Here is an 18372-nt window from a genome sequence, read left to right as displayed (position 1 = left end):
CCTAAGGCGTCCGGGGCTTGTCGTGTCAGCTGCCGGGTCGTCCCCCACCCTCTGAACGAGGGGTGCTCAGCGGGCAGTGCCCTCCAGTTCGTCGGCTGCAGCGCGCAACTCGGCGGCGAACTGACGAGCCAGAGCGGGGTCCTGCGGGGCGACCTTCACCACACTCCGGACGATCTTGTGAAGACGTCGCTGCCCGGTGGCGAATACCGCGACCGTCTCAGGCTCGGCCGGCTTCTTGGTCTCCGGTGCGGCCAGAGCCCGCGGCCCCCGCAGGTATTCAGTGATGAGCGTGCGGACTTCGCTCTCCTCGAACCGGTCGGATGGAAGCTGCTTGACGATCGTGTCGAGCAGCGCGCCACTGACACGGCCCGACTCGGTGTCCACAACTGTGGCGAACACCAGGTCAGCAGCATCCAGGCCATGCCGTTCGGCATAGGGGTGCAGGGCCCGGACTTGTCGCTCAGACAGTCGGTCGGTTCGGGCCACCATCCGTTCCGCCAGCGGCGCCATTGCGATCAGCAGGTAGGCGTACTGCCGGGAGAACTCCCAGATCTCGTTGGCGTAGGCCTCGAAACTGTCGTGCGTCTCCCGCCACAGCTCTCTCTTGTACATGATGCGCAGGGCGCTGCCGCGCAGCCAGGACATGCCCTGCGCGACGGTCAGCACCTCCTCGCACCGATCCCGGTCCGCCCACTGTTGCGCTGTGAGCTTGCTGCCTGACGCCGGCTCGGCCTCGGAATCGGGCAGAGTCCGGGCGACCATGGCGACCGCAGTCGGGGAATCTGGCACGATCGGCTGCCGCCCGGGCTCGGGGCCGGCTCCCGGCTCAGGGCTTGGCGCGGGTGAGGGCTCAGGGCCTGGCGCGGGTGAGGGGTCAGGGCCTTCCTTGGGCGAGATAGCGCCGTCGGCCGGATCGTCCTGATCGGATGTCCACGGCCTCTCGGTGTGAGGGCTGACGGGCTCGGTGTGCTCGACGCCGTCGGCAACGGGGTTGACCCGCTTGCCGCCGCCGAGGGATCCCTTCTTCGGCCGCGGCGGGCGTCGCCGCGGCGGGTCCTTTTCGCTCACGCAGCCTCCTTGACGGTGTAGTCGGCGACGAGCTCGGCGCCGATGTCCTCGAATTCGGCCAGATCGTCGAGTGGGTTGGTGGTCCTGGCTGCCTTGCGGTACCACTTCCAGTTCGTCGCCTGCGCGGTGAACACGTCGTAACCGCCGTCGGCGAGGTCGTCGCGGGCGTCCTTGCCTTCCAATGAGGGAATCGGCGGTACCTTCACCAGCAGGACCCGTACCCGGATCTCGTGTTCGACGGTGGCGGCGGCGTCCTGTGCGGCCTCGAAGGTGCCGGGGACTCGCTCGGTCTCCGCGTCGTTGGGCGAGGTGATGATGATGAGTTCGTGGGACCGACTGAGGGCGGCTTTGAGGATGCTCTCGTTCTCGCCGCCGGTGTCGACGATGATGACGTCAAACTCCCCGGTCTCAGACTGATCGGTGATGTAGTCGGAGATCCGTGGACTCGCGAATGCCGCCAGCTTGAACGGAACGGGCACGCCGAGGTCCTTGCGGAGTACGCGGTGCCAGGAGTACGCGGTCTGGCTCAGTGGGTCCGCGTCGATCAGTAGGACGCGAAGGCCGCAGATCTCCGCAAGATAGACGGCGAGGAAGAATGCGCTGGTGCTCTTGCCCGCACCGCCCTTGAGGTTTCCGAGGGTGATGACCCAGGGCTTGTAGGGAAGCTTCACTTTCGTTGTGGGTGGCATTGGACCTGCCTTATGGGAGTGGGGTCGTGCGTTCCTCATGTTGGCAGACAGTGGCCTGCCTCGGCATGATCGACGGCGGCGTGCCACCGAAATGATCTTGTAAACCAGTGGTTGACAAGATCATTTCGGTGGCACGCCCGCGCCTCGGCCGTTGCGTGAGGGGCGACTCGGCGATCTTCGCAGTATGCAGGGCCGGTGACTCACCCCGCAGGATCCGCCCCCGGCCACCTCCGCATCGGCAATCCCGCCTCCATGTCGCCCGGTCGACTCCTCCCCCGGGTCTCGCGGACTGTGGTCCATGCCTCGACCAGAGGCAGGGCGACAACCTGGATGGCACGGGCGCCACTCGCACATCGCAGCCGAGGTGCACAGTGGTCAGCGCCCGCCGGGGACGCTGCAGCGACCATGGTTCCGACCAACCCTGCGGCACTCCCCCAGAATGCGACCCGCGGTCCCATCGTGCGGCGTGGTCGCCACCATGATCCACCCGCGCGATGCGGGTGATCCCCTTCCTCTACTTCGCAGGTAAGCCCAACCCGCTGAGGATGTGCGCCGGGCTGAACTGCGTCGGTGGGGCACAACAACGTCATCGTCTCCCGGGCACTTTCCCGACAGGGAGAGGAGGTGCCCGCTGTCCCCTGCCCCGCCCCGCCGCCGCGTTTCGGCAGCGGCCTCTGGCCAGGGCGCGTGCCGTTATCCATCGCATCACTGCGGGCCCCAAGCCCTTTGGGATGAATGAGGTCCGGATGCTGCGGTCTCAACGGACATCGCGGGTAGCGAGCCCTCCGGGGACGGGCCGATCGGGTCGGGGTTGGTCGCCACGAACCGCGCGCCGCCCTCGATCAGCCGGATCGCCCGGGTGATCTGGGAGAAGCTGTAGGTGCGGGTCTCGCCCAGCACCACGTAGTCGGGGTCGATGTCGGTCAGCACGAACTCGGCCTCGTGCAGCGCCGTGGTCAGCCCCGCCTCCCCGATCACGTACGCCGACCCCTGGGGCCGCTGATCGGCCAGGAACCGGGCGGTCGCCAGCGCCGACGTCCAGATCGCCTCGGCCGGCACCGACAGGCCCGCCGCCGCCAGCCGCGCCGACAGGTCCCGGCGGGTGTAGATCGAGTTGTTGGTCAGGACCAGGAACGGCCAGCCAGGCGCGGTCAGATCGGGGTGTCGGTGAGGGGACGCCCAGGCCCGACGGACTCCGGCGAGGCGCTCGGCGCGCTCGGTGTCGGCGATAAGGAACCCTGGGATCGCTGGCGATGAGGGCGTACTCCAGTTCGGCGGCGCTCCACGAGGCGTTCAGCTGCACGGCCACCGCGCCAGCGGCGACGGCCCTGAAGAACGCCACCAACCAATCGGAGAGCTTTCCGCCGCGGCTGACGCCGGTGAGGCCGGAGGCGTCGTACTCGTCGAAGTCGGGGGAGGCCAGCACCTGCCACGCCGTCATAGGGGACGCCACCGAACCCGATGCGCGCTCCCGCTCGATCGGCTCCAGCGCGATGCCGACGTCCACCTGAACATCATCACGACGGTGGCGCCCGGCAGCCGGCGTGCTCGTGGACAAGGCGATGGATTTCTGGCTGGTGCGGTCTTGCACGTGGCGCTGGTGCGTGGCCTGGTCGGGGCGACGCTGCGGGATCTGTCGGCCGGGCGTGGCGGGCCCGCCCGTGGGCGGACAGGTCTGCACCGTGCCCGAGGTCGGGTGGTCGCCGCGACGGTGAGGTCGGACCCGGCCGTGGAACGGTCGGCAGCCGGGAGTTGCGCCGACCGTGATCTCGTCGGATGCGTGGGCGGTCAGGCCGCGATGGCTATCGCACCAGTCCAGGTCTGGGCACGAACTCCAAGGTGCACAATCGGATGTCGATGTCGGGGATGGTGGTCGGCGTCTTCGGTGGCGTGGGGGAGACGTCGTCGAGCCCCCTCGATCCGGGCCTCCGCCTGCAGCGCTCCGCATCCTGCAAACTAGTGGATCCCTCTGGAGTCCGCGCCGAGCTCCTGGAAGCGGGCGGGGGGCCGGCGCGGGATCGGGTGCCGTTGAACTCGCCGACGCCATCACGGGCTCCTGGTGGCGAGCTGGTACCCGGCGGCCGCGACCCAGATGTAGGAGTCGGCGCAGGCCTGGAACGCGGACGTGGACTGCGCGTCGGCCGTCCCGGGACCCGGGTATGGCCGCCGGCCCCAGCAGGGCCGAACGCGGCCGGTCCATCGCTTGGATGGGGTTTACGCCCCACCCAGGCGCGGATCTCCTGCAGAATGGGCATACCGCACATCTTGCCCGCCCAGCTAAACCAGTATACGGTTTTGCTGTGGCGGGGTAAGCGGCCCCGCGCCTACCGGGAGGTCGCCGATGTGCGAAGCCCAGGCCGTTGAGTATGTCACCGCTCGGGTCCGCGCGATGTTCCACACCGACGTCGGCGAGGCAAGCATCGGAGACACTGAGCTCTTCGAGGCGGCCGCACGTCTCCTCGGCCGGGAGGCCGACACTGAGCAGGAGATCGCCGGTGCGATCGCGGACATCGCGGCCGACATCGATGACGGACTGGCCGACTGGCTGGCTGAATCCGCCGACGCGCCCTGCGGCTGGGTCTACAGCCAGGGTAGGAACCGGGTCTGAGATGTCGCACGACACCATGCCCGTAACCGTCACCGGCACGTCCCGCGCGGAGGGGGGATGGCTCAAGCACGCGCTGTCCAAGCAGCCGTTCATCATCTGGGAGAAGCCCCGCGGCCGGGGCCGGTTCGAGATCTGCGAGTCCGGCGCCGGTCTCCGCGGAACCGCCCGGCGTCGCGGCGCCGCCGCCACCCTGGCCAAGGCACTGGCCGAGGTCGCCAGCATGCGGCCCAGCACTCCGGCAGAGATCCTCGCCGATATCCCCCTGCACAGCGATCGCGATCACGCTCTGCATGGCAAGCTGACCACCCTCGCGGTGCCTGGCACCCGCCTGTGGAAGCTGCCCCGGCGGTACGGTGAAGGCGCCGCCCGCGGCGTCGGACAGCCGGCCACCGCACTCGGCCTCGCCCTGAACTCGATCGAAGCCCTCTTTGGTGAGGCGGGCCTGAACTGCTGGTCCATCGACTACGAGCTCGCGGACGGCGCCCGCGACCAAAGTATCGCCGTCATGGCGCTCGACGATGCCCGTCGCGCTTGGTGGATTCTCAACCGTGACGGGTGGCTCGTCGCCGGCGGGCCGCCCATTTACGACCCGGTTCGTGGCGCCGAACTGGCCGTCGAGTTCGACGGCATCGCGCAGCTCGGCCTCGGCACCCAGGACCCCGACAATCCAAGTGCCGCTGTCGTCATCATCGACCCAGCTCGACACCCCGTCCCCACCCTCACCGGCCTTCACAAAGGAGCTGGGAGATCCCGCGGATCCCGACACGGGGTCCGCGGGGAGTCCGAATCAGCCTGCGAAGTGGTTAGAGCCGGGGTGGATGTTCCACTACTCACTGAGGCCGTCAAGCAACTCCGGCCCGGTGACGCCAGCGAGCCGATTAACCCCTGATCGGAGGAGATATGAAGAACCCATTTCGGCGTCCCCGCGGTATGTGGGCCGACGTGGACGCCCTCACCTCGTGGCTGGATGCAAACGCCACCGAAAGCCCCCGCTGGTGGTGGTCGCCTGGTCGCCGCCGGACTGCCCGCGAGCACGAGCTGACGTTGCGGATCGCCAAATGCTCCGAGGAACTCGGGGAGGTGGTCGATGCCCGCATCCGCGCGCTGGGGCAGAACCCCCGCAAGGGCAAGACCGCGACCGGCCAGGACGTGGCCACCGAGCTGTGCGACGTGGTGGTGACGGCGCTGGTCGCACTCACCACCCAGGTCGGCGGCGTGGACGCCGCACGCGCGCATCTGAACACCCGGTTCACCGTCGTCCGGGACCGCGTCTCGGGGTAGGAGGTCGACCTCGGCGCACCCTCATTCATCGTCACCACCGCAACGGTGGCGAGCCCACCCCCTTCCGGCCGACAGGGGCATCGTCTCCTCGGCCATGCGGGATCAGCGGTCCCGCCCCATGAAAGGAGCCTCACATCTCGTGTACCCCTATCCGACGAACATCCCGGCAGTGCTGCGGAACCGGATGCGGCGCGCCGAGCACCGCAACCGCTACCTCGACCTGCGCAGCGTCCTGCAGGGAAACCTCGACGACCTCGCCATCACCGAGGATCCCGACGAACGCGCCCGAATACTGGGCGCCGCCGCCAGAGACACCGAGAGAATGGCGTCCCTGCACCAGGCCGCCTGGGGGAACAGAACCGACGGTGATGGCCGCCCAATGCACGAATCACTGGCAGCGTCCGCGGCCCTGCTGAGGCAGGTCGCCGAAACCGAACGTGGTGTTCTCATCAGCACCTGGGTCAAGCGCGCCCGAACCGATCACGATCCGCAGCTACGGGCATGGACAGCCTTGGCCCACACCAGCGACCCGGCCTCCCGTGTCACCCAACTGCGGCACCTCCAACACCTGTGCGCCGCTCAGTTCGGCCACACAGCCGCAGCCGTCCTCGGGCTGCTCGCCGACCTCGACGATCGCAGAGCCCGTCGACGAGACCGCCGCGGGCCGTGGGCGGCGATCCCTCCGATGCGCCCCACCGAAGTTGTGGGCATCATCGAGGTGACCCTGGTGACGCTGATCCTGGTGGTTCCGGCCATTGCGCTGACCGCCCGGGTGATCGGTCTCCTCGCCGTCCTGGCGGTGTGCACCATACCGATGCAGGTGTGCGACCGGCGCGCTCGCAGCCAAGCCCCCTGGCGCCACCACGAACGCCCGCGCCGGTAGCGGCTGAGTTTGCCGTCTCCTGGTGATCATGGGGGGCGGCAAACCCATGTCGGTCACGATCGGCTGAGCCGCGGCCCACTCCTCAGCAGTCGGGACGTATCCCTGTGCGCAGAGCATGGTGTCGGCGATGATCTCGGGGGTTGTTCCTATGGCATTCGTCAAGTGGTGGAGGCGTCGTAGACGGTCACGGGGATGCCGTCATGCCGGGGCCGGGGGGCCGGGCTCCCACACGGCGAGGTTCGGGAAGGCCGCTGACTTCATCCTGCGGCGTCGTCATGCCACGACTACACAACTGCGGTTGACCGGTGTACAGTTTTGGAGTGACGGGGTAAGCGACCCCGCCCAAACGAGGGAGCGCCATGGGTAAGAAGCAGATCACCGTCAACGGAAGGCAGTACACCGCCACCTTCCCCGTCGAGATCCTCACCCGCGTGGAGAAGCTCGCGATCGTCGGTTGCGTGTCCAACCTGGCGTTCGCCACGGTCATGGACCGCGGCGGCCACCAGTTCGCCGAGCTGTTCGTCAGCATCTGGTGGATCCTCACCGCCGCCACCGCCATCGGAATCATCGCCCGCCACGCGCGCGACGCCTACGGTCGCCGCAAGTACCTCGCCGCCTTCCGCGCCGCCGCCGACAAGTACAACAGGGAGTCCTGACCCAGGAGACCCGCCACGAAAGCCGCCGCGGCGTCACCGCCCGGCGGCTTTCTCCTGCCCCTGGACATTGACCGCTCGCGCGGCCGATGCCCTCCCGTTGCAAGGGCGACGGATGTGGTGAGACATTGGCGGCAGGTCTGGGGCTGGTGGGGAAGGGTGTCCGGATGGGTGTGGTTCCGGTGCCGTGCCGCGGTTGTGACGGACTGGCTGAGGGGGATCAGCGGCGAGGTGGGCTTTGCGCGGGTTGCTGGCACGACATGCTGGCGGTGGCAGGCCGGGCAGGGTTTCCGGTGGAGACGCCGCTGGGGCGCCGGTTTCTGCTGAAGGTCGACATGGGTGGGCCGGTGCCGCCGCAGGATCTGTCGCTGGGGCCGTGCTGGCTGTGGCTGGGGGGCCGCAATGACGACGGGTATCCGGTGTTCCGGACGGGGTCGCAGACCCCGTATGCGCACATCGTGGCATTCGAGTGGGCATACGGTCTGGATCTGCTGCCGCCTGGCTGGGTCCACGACCATATGTGTCATGACCCGTTGGTGTGCGGCTTGGGCGCGGAGTGCCCGCACCGCCGGTGCGTGAACCCGCGGCATATCATGCCAGCGCCGTACCGGACGAACTCGGTGCTGCGGTCGAGCTCGCCGACAGCGTTGAATGCGCGGGTGACGCATTGCGGGGTGTGCGGGTGGCCGTTGGCGGGCCGGAACCTGGTAACCCGGGCGGATCGGCCGGGGGAGCGAGGGTGCCGCAACTGCCGGCGGGTCGCAGCCCGACAGTATGAGGTGAAACGGCGGGCGCTGGGTGTGCGTCACGAGGCCGGCGCGGGCCAGCTGTCGCTCCCGCTGGACTGACCGCCTCGGCTGCGGGCAGCGTCCCCGCTGAGGCCGGGCCGGTCGGGCGCCGGCCGGCGGCCAGGGTGTCCGCCGCCGAGATGTTCGGGCCTGTACCAAACGGTGGTGAACCCGGTGCGGGCGCAGGGGAGGCATTGCACGGTGCGGTGGCCGCGGTGAGCCCTAAGCGCAGCGTCGCACACGCAGGGCGACCAGCCGACGAGGACATCGCCTCTTTGCAGCGGGCGCCCGTTCGGACATTCCACACCGGCGACTATAGAACACACGTTCGAGTACTGGCGAAGGGGGTGTTATCCGATCCAGGCGAGGTGCGCCACGATCAGGAGCCGCCGCCGGTCGGAGATCACCACCACCGCGAATCCCCAGTCCCCGAATGTCATGGTTCGCATCTCGGGCGGCATCCGATGGTGGTAGCGGGGGAGGAGCCACGGGTCGTGGACGGCGAGCTCGAGTTGGTCGCCCAGCGCGATCCGCGCCGCCTTCGGGAGGTCGTGGGCATGATCTTGGACCGTTGCGGCATAGACGGCACGGTAAGGGCCGGCGGGGTTGGTCACCGGGTATCAGCCGCGAAGTGCGGTGAAGTCGACCGGTTGCATGACGTCGGCCTCAAAGACGCCATTGCGGACCTGCTCCGCGATGCGGGTGATGGCGCGTTGCGCCGTGGGCCGCCCTGCCGTCAGGTTGGCGTATCGCCACCACCGCTCGATCGTGGCGTCCAGGGTCCGCAGGTCGAACGTGATGCGGGCGTCGGTAAGCGCCGCGGCGTAGTCGGCTTCGAAATCGGCGCGGTCGGTGCCGCTGAGGGCGGAGCGGATCGATGCGGGGGTCCGTGCCACCGGGCTGTCGGCGGGGACGGCATCGGCGGTCATGCGGCCCAGTGTAGGCCAGCACCCGCCGGGACGCTGCGATCCGGCTGCGGCGGACGATTGCGATGGCCAGTGTGGCCACGGTGAGTTCTCCCTGCCGTACGGATCTACGACACTCACACCAGGGGCCTGGCCGCCGAACGCGACCACGTCGATGAGAGCGATGCCGAACTCCTTGCCGACCACATGGTCACCGAGTTGATCACCCCGGTACGTGGTGTCGAGTGGCGTCAACTGGTGGTATCCACCGAGTGTCATCGACACCCAGCATGTCCGCGGCCAAGCACCCACCCGCAAGAGGATCCCGTGCGCGTCGGTGCAGGACACGATCGACGTCGCCAACGAACTCAACACCACCGGTACCTGCGATCTCAACTGACCCGCAGAGACGTCGCGTCCGTCCATCGCCACCCGCTCACTCGATGATCGTCGACTCCCACCTTCGGGGACCCGGATGACGACTGGGCGCGAGGGCTGCGGCCGAGCCGGCGGCGTCTGAATGCCTCCGCGTGCCAGTTGGTCGCGGGCCTGTCCGCTGGCCCCCGTGGCTCCCAGCGGGAGAGACCACCACCTCCACAGACGGCTGCACCAGATCGACAAACTAGCTATACCGGTGTACACTTATGGGGCCGGGTAAGCGGCCCGGATTCCTTGGAGGAAGGGTACGACATTGGCTGTTCATTCAGCGGACAGAGTTCCCGCTGTCGGATGGGAGCTGTGCTGCACCAGCGGCAGCAGCAACAAGTTCTACCGCATCGTCGCCGCCTCGACCCCTGACCGTGTCTTCGTGTTCGGTGTCTACGGCAGGATCGGGACGGACGGCACCGTCACCACTCGCAGTCACACGATCGTCATCCACGCCGCCGAGGACGCCCTCAAGACCACTCGCAAGAAGCTGTCGGGCGACTACCTGCTCACCGCCACCGCCACCGCGTTCGAGCTCCCCGCAGAAACCGTCGCGTCTCTGGACACGACCGCCGACGCCGATGAACGCCGCATCGCGACCAATGCGCTCCGGTCGGCGATGGACCTCGCCATCGACCACGCGCGCACCAGATGTGTCGGTGACCCTGACCCGGACCTGTCTGACCTCCACAGGCACGTCGTGGCACTCGGGACCGGAGTTCCCGCCGAATCCGACCCGTGGCGTCCAGCCCCCGCGCCCCCGGCCCGCAAGCGTCGGCCGCGCCGCCACCTCCCACCGGTGGGTCCCGCCGCCCGACCCAACGGCGAGGTGTATCAGCCCCGCACCATCGGAGACCACGAAGATCTCGCATTGATGCGGGCCGCCCAACGGCACGGCGACTCGGTGCTGCTGTACGGCTGCCCGGGCACCGGGAAAACCGCGCTGCTGGACGCCGCGTTCCCCGACGCTGAGCAACTCATCGGCACCGCCGACACCACCGAGGCCGACCTGGTCGGCGCGTGGATCCAGGATCCCGACCCCGCCGGGGCAGGATTCGTGTGGGCGCCCGGCCCGCTCCAGCGGTCCCTGCAAAACGATGTCCCGCTGTTCATCGATGAGATCGCCCTGATCGACCCACGTGTGCTGTCTACTCTGTACCCGCTGCTGGACGGCCGCAACGAACTCCACATCACCGTCAACCCCTCCCTGCCCCCGATCAAACGCGGCGGCGGCTGGATCCTGGTCGGCGCGTTCAACCCCGACGTGCTCGGGGCGCACCTGTCGAATGCGCTTCGGGACCGATTCGCGATCAGCGTCGGCGTCGGCTCGGACTTCCAACTGGCGCGGGAGCTGGGCGTCGACGACGACCTGGTCACCGTCGCGGAGAACCTCGACGAGCGCCGCCGTAACGGTGAGATCTCCTGGTCCCCGCAGCTGCGGGCACTGCTGACATTCACCAGCAACAGCGACCGGTACGGGGCGAAGTTCGCGCTGGCGAATCTGGTCGGCACCGCACCCGCCGAAGACCGCGAGGTAATCCTGGATGCGCTCCGCGCCCGGTTCTCCATCACCGGCGCCCTCGAACTGGGCAGGAGGCACCGCCCGTGACCAACCCCACCCCGCCCGTGCCCGGCACGCCCACGCCCGGCACGATGGTCGACAGCGACCTGACCGACGCCCGCGCCGACCTGCGGATCCGGCTGAACCAGGTCGTCGGCAGCATGTCCGGCCGCACCGACGTGCTGCTGACCATGATGTGGGACCGGCCCGACATCACCACACCGGCCTGGTTCTCCCCCCGACGCGCCGAGATCACCGTGAACGGCGACGTCGCTCTTGCCGGGACGCACCCCGACGACGTCGACCCCACCACCGAACCCGGCCGCCTCGAACACCCTGTCATCGCCGGACTCACCGCCCACGAGGCCGCGCACTCCCGCTCCACCCGCTGGTCCACCGCCGTCACCCCGGACACGCCACGCCTGGTGATCGAGGCGGCGACACTGCTGGAAGAACCCCGCATCGAAGCCGGGCACATCCGCCACCGGCCCCAGGACCGGGTGCTGCTGCGCGCGGCAACGCGCCACATCATCCTGGGCGGCCGCCCCGAAGACGCCACCCCCAGCGAAGACCTGTGGCGCGCCGCGACCGCCCTGGCCCTGATCTATGGCCGTGTCGCCGCCGGGGTACTCACCGAGGCCGACGCCGCCCCGGTCATGCCTGCCCTGCACGCAGCGCTCGGCGACAACCGCCTGGACCAGCTGCGAGTACTGTGCCGGACCGCCGTCACGCTCGGCGACGATGACACTGCCGGGCTCTTGGACGTCGCAGCCCGCTGGGTCGACACGCTCGGCCTGCCGCCCGACACCGACACCGGCACCGGCGAAACCGGCACCCGAATGCCGGGCGCCTCCTGCGCCGGTGCCGCCGCCATCCTCGACGACGATGCCCCCCACGGCCCCGACACACGACCGGACGGCGGCGGCTCCGGTGAGCCCCTCGCCGCAGCCGTCGGAGCCGTCCTCGCCGACGTATCCGACGACGCCACCGACACCGCCGCCGCTCTCGCCGACGACATCACCGGCCAGGCCGACGAACGCGCCCGCCAAGCCGCCAAGAATGCCGAGCGCGCCGAGGCCCGTGCCGCCGAAGACGCCGCCCGCCGCGCCGCCGCAACCGCAGCCGCCCACGTGTTCGGGCACGGCTACAGTCCCACCGGCGGCGGCTCCCCGATCCGCAGCTGGCGGACACCCACCCCCGCCGAGCGAGCGGCCGCGACCCAGCTCGCCGCCGCGTTGCGGCAGGCCCAGTTCCGGGAACGGGACCTCACCATCGTGGACAGCCTCACCCCGCCCGGCCGTCTCATCGGCCGCGCCGCTATGCAGAAGGCCGCACAACATGCTCTCGGCCTGCCCGTCACCGCCGCCCCGTTCCGGCAGACGGTGCGCCGCGCCACCGAGCGGCCGCAGCTACGCATCGGGATCATGTTCGACGTGTCCGGGTCGATGGGGTGGGCCACCGGCCCGATGGCCGCCGCCGTGTGGATCCTCACCAACGCCGTGTACCGCATCGGAGGCCGCGCCGCCGCAACCGCGTTCGGGTACACCACAACCCCGATCAGTCACCCCGGCCGCCCCATGCCACGCGTCCCCGTCCTGGATGCCGACGACGGCACCGAAGAGTTCATCGGCGCCGCCGACTCCCTCGACGGCATTCTCAACCTCGCCACCGGTGACGGTGCCCGCCTCCTGGTGGCCGTCACCGACGGGCACCTGGTCGGCCCCGGCCAGATCGACGGAGCGGCCCGCATCATCCGCCGCCTCACCGCCGCCGGGGTCGGAGTCCTGCACATCGGCCTCGACGACCGCACCCGCCCGCTTCCCGGCGCCACCCTCCTGACCATCACCGCTCCCGCCGACTCGCCCCGCCTCATCGCCGCAACAGCCGTCAAAGCGCTCCGCGCCGCCCACTAACTCCGAACCGGAGACAAGCATGAGTGGAAACGACCGCGCCACCAGCGACCAACAAGCGCCTGCAGACGCGCTCACCTACAACTGCTGCTGGTGCCCCCACACCGAAACCGACGGCGACGCACATGCCGCAGCAGCACGTATGACCAGCCATTACGAGACCACCCATGCCGCCCACCTTGCGGCGTCCCGAACCGCCGCGATCGCAACGACCGGCCAGGCCCACTGCCCGGCTCCCACACACAGGCAGAAGCCGGGCAGGGCCGGCCACCGGTTCAAGATGCCCTCTGAATGGAGACGGCACCTTGAGGCGACGCTGCCACGCAAACACGGCGCCGCCCCCGTAGTGCGTGTCACCCCGCGGGACACCGCCAACCGCAGATGCGCGGCATGGTCCGCCGACCACTACGAGGTGCAGGCCTACTACACCACCACCGACCGCGCTTCACTAGACGCGCTCGAGGACGCGCTCCGGCAGGTGCCGGGCGTGTACCTGACGACGCAGATCCGCGGCCACGGCCGCGTCAACGAGGTCACAAACCCGGCCTGGCCCATCGCGGCCGGCGCAGCCAGACGCGGCTTCCACGACCTACGTCCGCAGGTACTCGCCCACATCCATCCCTGACCCGCCCGACAAAGAGACCATGACCGTGAGCCGGACCGAAGAGCAGCAAGCTCTCGTCGAACTGTTCCGCTACCACTGCTGCTGGTGCCCCCACACTGAGACCGACGTCGACACCATCGCCGCCGCCGAGCGCATGAACGACCATTACGAGACCACCCACACCCTGCACCTGGCCGCCGTCACCGGTGGCCGCAGCTCCTGAGGCCACTCTGCCTGAGGCCACTCTGCCTGAGACCACTCTGCCTGAGACCACTCTGCCTGAGACCACTCTGTCGGTGTGCCTGCGCTGCCGAGTGAGGCTGGAACGGATGCCTGGCCCATTGCGCATGGGCGCCAACCGCCGCCCGTCGCCTAAATACCGGTGTACAGTGTGAGTACCGAAGAGAGGCGTACGGGATGACGGACGAACTCCCCGCAAGGGCTAGATTCAGGGCCCGCATCACCCAACTGATCGATCAGAACGGCTGGGCGGCCGTCAGCATCCCAGGGCCGGCGATGATCCCACGGGGGGCCACATACACCATCGGGTTCGCCGACCGCGGCGCGGTCGACGTGGTGGTGCTCGGCCTCGCGGCAGAGCAGGCGAGCAGGCTATTGGGGGACATCTGGCTCCAGATCCGCGACCAGGGGTTCCGGCCTGCCGACGGAGATCACATGCCGCCCGGCATCCGGGCGCACGACCTGCTGTTCCGCGAGGTTCACCCAGAGCTGCTCGACGTTCCTGATCTGTTCTCCCAAGCCATCTACTACTACCGTCACCCGGTCCCGTTTCTTCAGGCGGTGTGGCCAGACGCCGATGGCCGGCTCCCCAGTGAACCGGCTTGTGCTTCTTTGGTCCGCGCGGTGCAGCCGGATCTGTCGCTCCGCCCGGCCCAACTGGGCGCGCTGCCGAGCGGCTCCTGGTGATGTGCGAGGAGGCGCGTCCAATCATGCATGAGGTTCCAACGCCCGAACCAACATCCCCTGACCAGCCTGCCGGCCCCGGCTACACGCTCGGGCTTGCCCTCCAGCCCCACGGGGCCCTGGCGCTGCGGGGGGTGAACCTGGCCGACGAGGACGACCCCCGCTCTGCGCATGGCCTGTTCCTGGGCCCGCCGGACCAGCCGCTGATCCCGGTCATGGAGTGCTGTCGCGCGGACTGCCACCACATGCCCGACCTCGACTTTCCCGAACTGCTGGGACGGGCGTTCGACGCCGCCCGAACCGGGTTCGCCGGACCGGAGGGGCGGGCCGTGCTCGGCGATCTCCGGGAGCGGGTCCGTGCCCTGAACCCTGACGGCGCGCGGGACCCCCGGGGGTGGTCGGATGAGCTGGTTGGGGCCCGTAAGGCGGTCGCGCTGCTGGCGGGCTGGCACGTCGCCGCATACGCCTCCGCTGATCTGACCGCCGCCCTCGACGGCGCTGACCTCGCGGACATTGAGGCTGACGAGGCGGCCCGGTGCATGATCTGCCGATGCACCGAGGATCAGGCGTGCGTCGGCAGCTGCTTCTGGGTGTTCGATCCACTGATGCGTGGAGACCTGTGCAGCGGCTGCGCTCCGCTGGCCGGCGCCGGGTAGGTGCACGGGAATCGCCCGCCCCCTTCCAACCACCACCCCACTCGTTCGCTCGACGCACCCGCAGAACTCGACAATCCACAGGGGTAGCAGACCATGTACGACGAGACCGCGCAGTGGATCAAAGAGCAGGTCGGTCAGCTCAGCAAGAGCGAACTGCTGATAGTTAAGGGCGTGCTCGACGACATCGCCGCAGGTCGGCCGGTGGAGCGCTTCGAGGTGGGCACCAAGGTCTATGTCGGCACCAACGGGATGACCGTTTTCGTCGTTCAGGGCACGGTGCCGTGGCATGAGAACGGCGTGGTGTCGCGCAAAGTCCAGGTCAGGAGCGTGTCCGGTCATTTCTCCGGCCACGTCGACCCTCGGGAGCTGCGGCGGGTGCCCTGAGACCGGCTTCCTTGCCAGTCACCCGTGATCCGGCGGGCGGACCGACCTGACCTCAGGCTTATCCAGGGCGAACTGGTGCGGAGGCGTTGACGGAGGCGCTATACCGGTATACGGTCAGGTCAACCAAGTAAGCGGCTTGGCCTCAGGAAGGTGCTTGTCACCGGATCAGATTGACCCCGTCGTGGTGCCGGACAGCGACCCTGTCGGTGCCCTGAAGCGCGTCGGTGATCCGGACGGCGAACGCTTCGGACAGTAGCTCGGAGACGTCCGGCGCGCTCGCCCATCGGAACTCGCTGACCTCGGCGTTGGTCGTGAGCTGGCCGCCCAGGATGTTGCAACGGAAGACCAGAGCGACGACACCGCGCTTCATGTTCTTGTAGACGCCGGTGAGTCGATCGGGCTCGACGTCCAGGCCGGTCTCCTCGCGGACCTCACGGCGAAGACCATCGTGGACCGACTCGTCGAGCTCCAGCACTCCACCCGGGGGCTCCCACCTGCCGTTGTCTCGCCGCCGCACGAGCAAGGCCCGGCCTTCCTCGTCGACGACGACGCCGGCGACGCTGACCGAGTGCAGCGAGGTGGGGCCGATCACCTGGTAGACCTCCGTTGGATAGCGTCGAGCATAGACGTCTGGATGAGTGTAGGAGTCGACACGTGACGAGCACCGACCGGCTGGGGCAGGTTGACCCGACCCTGGACAGGGCCGTCTTCCGGCAGATCGGGGACCAGCTCCGCGCAGCCATCGAAACAGGCGTTTTCGGCGAGGGGGAGCGGCTGCCCTCCGAAACCCAGCTGGTCGCCCACTATGGGGTGGCCCGGATGACGGTCCGGCAGGCCCTGGCGCTCCTCCAGGCCGATGGGCTCGCGGTCGCCGAACACGGCAAAGGCGTCTTCGTGCGCCAGCGGCCTCCCGTACGCCGCTTGGCCTCCGACCGCTTCGCCCGGCAGCACCGCAAGAGCGGTAAGGCCGCCTTCATCGTCGAGACCGAGGGAGCCGGCGGGCACCCCACCGTCGACCAGATCGAGATCAGCGACCGCGTAGCGTCGCCGCCGATCGCCGCCAAGCTCGGCCTGGCGGCCGACGCCCATGTCGTGATTCGCAGTCGCCGTTACCTAATCGACGGTCACCCGGTGGAAACGGCGACCTCCTACATTCCTGCTGACCTCGCTCGTGGCACCCGGATCCAGGAGCCCAACCCCGGCCCCGGCGGCATCTACGCCCGCCTGGAGGAGCAGGGCCACACGCTCGACCACTTCGACGAAGAGATCACGGGCCGCATGCCACTGCCGCACGAGGTTTCAGCGCTCCAACTCGGCGCCGGAATCCCGGTGTTCAACCTCGTTCGCACGGCCTTCGACGTCGAGGGCCGCGCCGTCGAGATCTGCGACACGGTAATGGCAACGGACCGCTACATCCTCCACTACCGACTCCCCGCGCGCTGAGGGTTGACGCCCTCCGGGCACTCGTCTATACAAGTGAGTAACTCGCCTAGACAAGTGGATGTCTAGAACTCACATGAGGAGCCTCATGACGAGCGCAACCCGCAGCGACGGCCGGCGGGCCACGAAGACGACCCGCCGCGAGGACGTCGTCGCCGACATGCAGGAGCTGATCGACACCCTCCCGGCCGACTGCGCACCGATCGCGGTGTACAGCTACCTCACCCGCCACATGCGGTCGGCGGGCCACAGCGGCGACGGCCTGAACTCGGGCGGGGAGGGTCCGGCCCGGGGTGCCCGGCTGCTGGTCAACCTGGCCGATTTCGTCGAGGGCGTGGCCGAGGGCATCGGCGGGGCCGCCGATGTCGCAGCCCGCCACGCGGCTGCCGGGGGCCGGTTCCAGGACGAGTGGGCCGACGTCGCCGAGCGCACCGCCGGGTCCTACGACGCCCTCGTCGGCGCCGCGAGCGTCCTGCGCGGCACCGAGGACCTCGCGCCCGGCCCGGTCACCGCCTGAGGCGGTCGAGCATGTCGACCCTCATCGCCCGCTATCCCGGCCTCGCCGACCAGATCCCTCACATTCGTGCGTGGACGGTCGAGCACGTGCCCGCCGACGTGGCCGATGAGGTGGCGCTGGTGGTGACCGAGGCCGCGACCAACGCGCTGCGGCACTCCCGCTCCGGGCTGCCGAGCGGCACCATCACCGTCTCGATCCGGCCGCTGCGCCGGGGCCGCGTCCGCGTCGCTGTCACTGACCAGGGCGACTTGCACAAGCCCGAGCCCGAGGCTGATCGAGACGGCGGACGTGGCCTGCACCTCATCCACGAGCTCGCCACCGAATGCGGCCTGACCGGCGGCCCCAGTGGCCACACCTTGTGGGCGGAGTTCACCGGCGCCCGCCGGACCTGGCGCCAGCGCATCGCCGGGGTACTCCGAGGCGGCCGGACGTCTCCATGAAGGTCGACCCGGAAGCTGACGCGGCGGCTGGAGAATGGAACGGCGAGGATCCTGTCGGCTACGGTGTCGCGGACCGCGCATCGGTGGCACGTCTCCTTCACCGTCGAGGTCGACCGCAAACGTTCCCGCCCGGCACGCCCGGCCCGGCAGCGCCGTCGGCGTCGACCTCGACGTCAAGACCCTCCTCACTGCCGTCGACGACCACGGCACCGTGATCGAGATCCCTGGCCTTCGAGCGTTGAAGGCCAGGCTGCGGAAGCTTCGGCGGCTCGGCAAGGCGGACGCCCGCAGGCAGCGGGGGTCGGGGAACCGCGCCAAGGCCGACGCGAAACTCGCCCGCCACCACGCCCGCGTGGCCAACTCCGCGACGATGCGCTCCACAAGGCCACGTCGGCGCTCGGGACAGTGACGGCACGGGCCAGGCGACGCGGGGTTCGGGACCGTGCGGCGGATGCTGGACTACAAGAGTCGTGGCCGACCGGTGGTACCCCTCCTCGAAGACGTGCTCGGGATGCGGGAGGCGAAAGCCAAGCCTCTCGCTCTCCGAGCGCACCTACCGCTGTGATGCGTGCGGCCTGGTCCTGGGCCGGGACGTCAATGCAGCCCGTAGCCTGCTCGACCTCGCGTCCACCTGA

The 18372-nt window shown here is 69.2% G+C and carries 23 protein-coding genes and 1 pseudogene; 18 read left to right on the top strand and 6 right to left on the bottom strand.

Going from position 1 to position 18372, the window contains the following annotated elements; translation table 11 throughout:
* Positions 1-66: 66 nt before the first annotated feature.
* The 3 genes and pseudogenes from ACTWPP_RS28450 to ACTWPP_RS28440 form a co-directional block, all read right to left on the bottom strand.
* The gene (locus ACTWPP_RS28450) at positions 67-1068 is read right to left on the bottom strand and encodes a hypothetical protein (RefSeq protein WP_443107459.1); all 1002 of its coding nucleotides are present in this window, start codon (positions 1066-1068) and stop codon (positions 67-69) included.
* Positions 1065-1757: a ParA family protein gene (locus ACTWPP_RS28445; protein ID WP_443107458.1), complete on the bottom strand. Its 693-nt coding sequence runs from the start codon at positions 1755-1757 to the stop codon at positions 1065-1067. The genes ACTWPP_RS28450 and ACTWPP_RS28445 overlap by 4 nt, the downstream gene beginning before the upstream one ends.
* A gap of 750 nt (positions 1758-2507) precedes the next feature.
* Positions 2508-2903, bottom strand: a pseudogene (locus ACTWPP_RS28440) (TIGR01457 family HAD-type hydrolase); the annotation flags it as partial.
* 107 nt (positions 2904-3010) lie between these two features.
* Here ACTWPP_RS28440 and ACTWPP_RS28435 point away from each other — a divergent pair.
* From ACTWPP_RS28435 to ACTWPP_RS28410, 6 genes are all read left to right on the top strand, one after another.
* Positions 3011-3268 (top strand): hypothetical protein, encoded by a 258-nt coding sequence (locus ACTWPP_RS28435; RefSeq protein WP_443107457.1) that lies wholly within the window; start codon positions 3011-3013, stop codon positions 3266-3268.
* Between the two features lie 830 nt (positions 3269-4098).
* Positions 4099-4365, top strand: a complete 267-nt coding sequence (locus tag ACTWPP_RS28430; RefSeq protein ID WP_443107456.1) for a hypothetical protein — start codon at positions 4099-4101, stop codon at positions 4363-4365.
* 1 nt (position 4366) lies between these two features.
* The gene (locus ACTWPP_RS28425; protein WP_443107455.1) at positions 4367-5254 is read left to right on the top strand and encodes a hypothetical protein; all 888 of its coding nucleotides are present in this window, start codon (positions 4367-4369) and stop codon (positions 5252-5254) included.
* Between the two features lie 11 nt (positions 5255-5265).
* A complete protein-coding gene (locus ACTWPP_RS28420) occupies positions 5266-5646 on the top strand; it encodes a MazG-like family protein (RefSeq protein ID WP_443107454.1) in 381 nt (126 codons plus the stop codon).
* A 139-nt stretch (positions 5647-5785) separates the two neighbouring features.
* Complete coding sequence (locus tag ACTWPP_RS28415; RefSeq protein WP_443107453.1) at positions 5786-6529, top strand: hypothetical protein; 744 nt, start codon at positions 5786-5788, stop codon at positions 6527-6529.
* A 359-nt stretch (positions 6530-6888) separates the two neighbouring features.
* A complete protein-coding gene (locus tag ACTWPP_RS28410; RefSeq protein WP_443107452.1) occupies positions 6889-7185 on the top strand; it encodes a hypothetical protein in 297 nt (98 codons plus the stop codon).
* Between the two features lie 1135 nt (positions 7186-8320).
* Here the strand turns inward: ACTWPP_RS28410 and ACTWPP_RS28405 are convergent.
* Together ACTWPP_RS28405 and ACTWPP_RS28400 are read right to left on the bottom strand one after the other, a co-directional pair.
* Positions 8321-8584 carry a hypothetical protein gene (locus ACTWPP_RS28405; protein WP_443107451.1) on the bottom strand — a complete coding sequence of 88 codons (264 nt, stop codon included), beginning with the start codon at positions 8582-8584 and terminating at the stop codon, positions 8321-8323.
* 6 nt (positions 8585-8590) lie between these two features.
* Complete coding sequence (locus ACTWPP_RS28400) at positions 8591-8899, bottom strand: DUF6247 family protein (RefSeq protein ID WP_443107450.1); 309 nt, start codon at positions 8897-8899, stop codon at positions 8591-8593.
* 667 nt (positions 8900-9566) lie between these two features.
* Here ACTWPP_RS28400 and ACTWPP_RS28395 point away from each other — a divergent pair.
* The 7 genes from ACTWPP_RS28395 to ACTWPP_RS28365 all read left to right on the top strand — a co-directional run bounded on the left by ACTWPP_RS28395 (position 9567) and on the right by ACTWPP_RS28365 (position 15340).
* Positions 9567-10910: an AAA family ATPase gene (locus tag ACTWPP_RS28395; RefSeq protein WP_443107449.1), complete on the top strand. Its 1344-nt coding sequence runs from the start codon at positions 9567-9569 to the stop codon at positions 10908-10910.
* Positions 10907-12775 (top strand): hypothetical protein, encoded by a 1869-nt coding sequence (locus ACTWPP_RS28390; RefSeq protein WP_443107448.1) that lies wholly within the window; start codon positions 10907-10909, stop codon positions 12773-12775. The genes ACTWPP_RS28395 and ACTWPP_RS28390 overlap by 4 nt, the downstream gene beginning before the upstream one ends.
* 19 nt (positions 12776-12794) lie before the next feature.
* Complete coding sequence (locus ACTWPP_RS28385; protein WP_443107447.1) at positions 12795-13397, top strand: hypothetical protein; 603 nt, start codon at positions 12795-12797, stop codon at positions 13395-13397.
* A gap of 19 nt (positions 13398-13416) precedes the next feature.
* Entirely contained in the window at positions 13417-13599 is a 183-nt protein-coding gene (locus ACTWPP_RS28380) for a hypothetical protein (RefSeq protein WP_443107446.1), read from the top strand.
* Positions 13600-13793: 194 nt separating this feature from the next.
* Entirely contained in the window at positions 13794-14303 is a 510-nt protein-coding gene (locus ACTWPP_RS28375) for a DUF4262 domain-containing protein (protein ID WP_443107445.1), read from the top strand.
* Positions 14304-14326: 23 nt separating this feature from the next.
* Positions 14327-14956 carry a hypothetical protein gene (locus tag ACTWPP_RS28370; RefSeq protein WP_443107444.1) on the top strand — a complete coding sequence of 210 codons (630 nt, stop codon included), beginning with the start codon at positions 14327-14329 and terminating at the stop codon, positions 14954-14956.
* 93 nt (positions 14957-15049) lie between these two features.
* Positions 15050-15340 carry a hypothetical protein gene (locus ACTWPP_RS28365; RefSeq protein ID WP_443107443.1) on the top strand — a complete coding sequence of 97 codons (291 nt, stop codon included), beginning with the start codon at positions 15050-15052 and terminating at the stop codon, positions 15338-15340.
* A gap of 157 nt (positions 15341-15497) precedes the next feature.
* Here ACTWPP_RS28365 and ACTWPP_RS28360 read toward each other — a convergent pair whose 3' ends face one another.
* Positions 15498-15932 carry an NUDIX hydrolase gene (locus ACTWPP_RS28360; protein WP_443107442.1) on the bottom strand — a complete coding sequence of 145 codons (435 nt, stop codon included), beginning with the start codon at positions 15930-15932 and terminating at the stop codon, positions 15498-15500.
* Between the two features lie 62 nt (positions 15933-15994).
* On the opposite strand from ACTWPP_RS28360, the gene ACTWPP_RS28355 reads away from it, so the two are divergent.
* The 5 genes from ACTWPP_RS28355 (at position 15995) to ACTWPP_RS28335 (ending at position 18372) form a co-directional block, all read left to right on the top strand.
* On the top strand, positions 15995-16783 hold the full coding sequence (locus tag ACTWPP_RS28355; protein WP_443107441.1) for a GntR family transcriptional regulator: 789 nt from the start codon (positions 15995-15997) through the stop codon (positions 16781-16783).
* Positions 16784-16868: 85 nt separating this feature from the next.
* Positions 16869-17297: a hypothetical protein gene (locus ACTWPP_RS28350; protein ID WP_443107440.1), complete on the top strand. Its 429-nt coding sequence runs from the start codon at positions 16869-16871 to the stop codon at positions 17295-17297.
* Between the two features lie 11 nt (positions 17298-17308).
* A complete protein-coding gene (locus ACTWPP_RS28345; RefSeq protein WP_443107439.1) occupies positions 17309-17737 on the top strand; it encodes an ATP-binding protein in 429 nt (142 codons plus the stop codon).
* Between the two features lie 34 nt (positions 17738-17771).
* Complete coding sequence (locus tag ACTWPP_RS28340) at positions 17772-18146, top strand: transposase (protein WP_443107438.1); 375 nt, start codon at positions 17772-17774, stop codon at positions 18144-18146.
* A 61-nt stretch (positions 18147-18207) separates the two neighbouring features.
* Entirely contained in the window at positions 18208-18372 is a 165-nt protein-coding gene (locus ACTWPP_RS28335) for a zinc ribbon domain-containing protein (protein ID WP_443107437.1), read from the top strand.

The sequence above is a fragment of the Actinomadura sp. 3N407 genome (assembly GCF_052245875.1).
In the GTDB taxonomy this organism is placed as follows: domain Bacteria; phylum Actinomycetota; class Actinomycetes; order Streptosporangiales; family Streptosporangiaceae; genus Spirillospora.
This window is presented reverse-complemented; position numbering and strand designations above follow the sequence as displayed.

Bases quoted from the DNA above. Each gene is read 5' to 3' on its own strand.
- ACTWPP_RS28445 (WP_443107458.1), bottom strand. From the start codon at position 1,757: ATGCCACCCACAACGAAAGTGAAGCTTCCCTACAAGCCCTGGGTCATC.
- ACTWPP_RS28435 (WP_443107457.1), top strand. From the start codon at position 3,011: ATGAGGGCGTACTCCAGTTCGGCGGCGCTCCACGAGGCGTTCAGCTGC.
- ACTWPP_RS28430 (WP_443107456.1), top strand. From the start codon at position 4,099: ATGTGCGAAGCCCAGGCCGTTGAGTATGTCACCGCTCGGGTCCGCGCG.
- ACTWPP_RS28425 (WP_443107455.1), top strand. From the start codon at position 4,367: ATGTCGCACGACACCATGCCCGTAACCGTCACCGGCACGTCCCGCGCG.
- ACTWPP_RS28420 (WP_443107454.1), top strand. From the start codon at position 5,266: ATGAAGAACCCATTTCGGCGTCCCCGCGGTATGTGGGCCGACGTGGAC.
- ACTWPP_RS28410 (WP_443107452.1), top strand. From the start codon at position 6,889: ATGGGTAAGAAGCAGATCACCGTCAACGGAAGGCAGTACACCGCCACC.
- ACTWPP_RS28400 (WP_443107450.1), bottom strand. From the start codon at position 8,899: ATGACCGCCGATGCCGTCCCCGCCGACAGCCCGGTGGCACGGACCCCC.
- ACTWPP_RS28385 (WP_443107447.1), top strand. From the start codon at position 12,795: ATGAGTGGAAACGACCGCGCCACCAGCGACCAACAAGCGCCTGCAGAC.
- ACTWPP_RS28380 (WP_443107446.1), top strand. From the start codon at position 13,417: ATGACCGTGAGCCGGACCGAAGAGCAGCAAGCTCTCGTCGAACTGTTC.
- ACTWPP_RS28375 (WP_443107445.1), top strand. From the start codon at position 13,794: ATGACGGACGAACTCCCCGCAAGGGCTAGATTCAGGGCCCGCATCACC.
- ACTWPP_RS28370 (WP_443107444.1), top strand. From the start codon at position 14,327: ATGCATGAGGTTCCAACGCCCGAACCAACATCCCCTGACCAGCCTGCC.
- ACTWPP_RS28365 (WP_443107443.1), top strand. From the start codon at position 15,050: ATGTACGACGAGACCGCGCAGTGGATCAAAGAGCAGGTCGGTCAGCTC.
- ACTWPP_RS28350 (WP_443107440.1), top strand. From the start codon at position 16,869: ATGACGAGCGCAACCCGCAGCGACGGCCGGCGGGCCACGAAGACGACC.
- ACTWPP_RS28345 (WP_443107439.1), top strand. From the start codon at position 17,309: ATGTCGACCCTCATCGCCCGCTATCCCGGCCTCGCCGACCAGATCCCT.
- ACTWPP_RS28340 (WP_443107438.1), top strand. From the start codon at position 17,772: ATGGAACGGCGAGGATCCTGTCGGCTACGGTGTCGCGGACCGCGCATC.